The following is a 2,137-nucleotide window of genomic DNA, read 5'->3' as shown; positions in this document are numbered from 1 at the left end:
CCGCCGGGATCGACGACGAGCTGGGCCGCCTGCCCCTGTGAAAAATGCTCGCAGAGCGACGCCGCAACCTCGAGTTTCGCGCCACCGGTCGAGATGTCGACCAGCCTTGCGGCATACCAGCACCCCTGAACATTCAGCCTGACCGGTGCCGAGACGATGAATCGCGGCGATCGGGCGATCATCCCGGCGGCGTCGCGCGTCGCGAAGACGGGGTCGATCACATGCGGCTCGTCGAAATCGACCCCTGCGCGAAACCCGTCGACCCAGCGGACGGTGGCGCGAAGCAACGGCATACCCCGCACCTTGATCTCGAGCATCTCACCAAGCGCTGGCAGCGTGGTGAAGCGCGCTTTCAGACCGACGGTCGAAATGTCATGGACGAGACAGATCGAGCCGCGATCGGCATGGATGACCCGGCCGATCAGCAGGACGGTCGCATGGCGCCGACCGGCACGCCGGTCGCGATCCGCGGGCTGGCGCAGAGCTGCCCCGCTCCCGGTGTCGCCGCCGGTTTCGTCCTCCTCGTCAGGCCCCGAGAGCACGCGCCGTCTCCCCGCCGCCATGCGATCGGGAGGCGCGACGCGCGATCAGCACGCACCGCCCTGTCGGTGCGCGATAGCGCCATCTGGTGCCTGAGCCTGGTCTGCCTTGCCGCACATTTGATATCCCCGAACGGTGTCGGCGAACCGTGCTAGGCGCGGCTTAACTAATTACTACAAAACCGAAATTACTGTAATACTGTGCTGAATGCCGGTCAGCGTCGGGCGATCGCGGTGAGGTAGCCGGCGACCGCGTCATAGCCGGCTGCGCTCAGCGAGATTTCGATGCGACGCCGATCGGTCGGGTCGTTGACGCGGTCGATCAGCTTCAGCTTGTGGAGGTGCTCAATCCAGCGTTGCGACGTGGTGACCGGTGCATCCGCCATCGCGACCAGCGCCTTGACGTTGGTCGGCCGGTGATCGCGGTGCGAGACGAACAGTGCGACGAGCATGTCCCAGGCCGGCTCGTGAAACAATTCGCCCGGCAGGAAGCGACGGCGCAGTTTACGATGCGCCAGAATCTCCTTGGCCCGGGCGACGAGCATTTCCTCGCTGATCGGGCTCGTCGCATCCTCGGCCCGCTGGTCGACGACCCGCGATGCCCGCGCCGTGAACTCCTCGCTGACGGCGGCCAGCCTCGATCCCAGATCCTTGATCAAGTCGGCAACGGATTCGTCTTTCACCACATGCTCCCGGTCGCCCACAGGGTCTTAAGCCCATAATGACCCAAATATGGCGGCACGCCGGCATAATGGTCAACATCATTCAGCTATCTGTTTTACCGCTCTATTCTTTTAGTTACACGCGATAGTCTCGGAACTTTCTTAAGATAGGCAAAACGGGTTGAAATCTGTTCAGTTTGGTTGTGATTGGTGGCTTGCCCCGTGTGAGTTTTTGGGCTGCAACAGGTAGAATTTTGTACCAATGTGAAACCAATATAAGGTTTGATCGATTTTGCCCGCGTCCGGCATGATCCTCCGGCTCGGACGCCCTCCTCGGAGATACGCGATGAATGCTGCACGCACCTATGAGCTTCTGCAGGAAGCCTGTCGCGCGCTCGAACAGGCGGGCGATCATGCGATTGCGGCCTATGTCGGTGTCAGCATGGCGATGGTCGAGGAGAAGTACCTGGTCGGGCACGACCATCTCGACCCGATCGATCAGGACTAAAGCCAGCGCGGTTCCGCCTGCCAAGGGCTTGTTATAGCCGCATGTCGGGCCGATGTCCGGACGTCACGCGTTGGCCGTATCAACCGTGCGAAAGGATGTCGTGCCCGCTCCCCTGCCTGCCTACCTGAACGCGATCGGGACTGCGGTCCCCGGCCATGACATTCACGAGGCGTTTATCCGCTGGGCACGCGACCGGGTCGATGCCCGTTCGGCCAGGCTGTTCGATCGGATGGCGGGGCGATCGGGTATCTCGCATCGCTGGTCGGTGCTCCCGCCGACAAAGGCCATCGCGGTCGCGGACGGCGTCGACAGCGGCGAGACGCAGCGGCTGCATGCCGGGTCCCCGGTCGATCCCGGCGGCTTTTATGCAATCGATCCGCATCCCGGCACCGCGGAGCGGATGGCCATCTATGCCGACGCGGCACCCG

At 63.1% G+C, this 2,137-nt stretch carries 3 protein-coding genes and 1 pseudogene; 2 read left to right on the top strand and 2 right to left on the bottom strand.

Annotated elements, in window-relative coordinates; all coding sequences use genetic code 11:
* On the bottom strand, positions 1-542 hold a 542-nt coding region (locus sphst_RS14635), incomplete at its 3' end, for a PilZ domain-containing protein (protein ID WP_159043658.1).
* Positions 543-754: 212 nt separating this feature from the next.
* Positions 755-1,222 carry a hypothetical protein gene (locus sphst_RS14630; protein ID WP_031395526.1) on the bottom strand — a complete coding sequence of 156 codons (468 nt, stop codon included), beginning with the start codon at positions 1,220-1,222 and terminating at the stop codon, positions 755-757.
* A gap of 325 nt (positions 1,223-1,547) precedes the next feature.
* Here sphst_RS14630 and sphst_RS20705 point away from each other — a divergent pair, with 325 nt between their 5' ends.
* Positions 1,548-1,709 (top strand): hypothetical protein, encoded by a 162-nt coding sequence (locus tag sphst_RS20705; protein ID WP_156360361.1) that lies wholly within the window; start codon positions 1,548-1,550, stop codon positions 1,707-1,709.
* 100 nt (positions 1,710-1,809) lie between these two features.
* Positions 1,810-2,137, top strand: a pseudogene (locus sphst_RS14625) (hypothetical protein); the annotation flags it as partial.

The sequence above is a fragment of the Sphingomonas sp. STIS6.2 genome, from assembly GCF_000732685.2.
GTDB lineage: Bacteria > Pseudomonadota > Alphaproteobacteria > Sphingomonadales > Sphingomonadaceae > Sphingomonas > Sphingomonas aerolata.
Note: the sequence above shows the minus strand (reverse complement) of the source record. Positions and strands in the feature narration are given on the sequence as shown.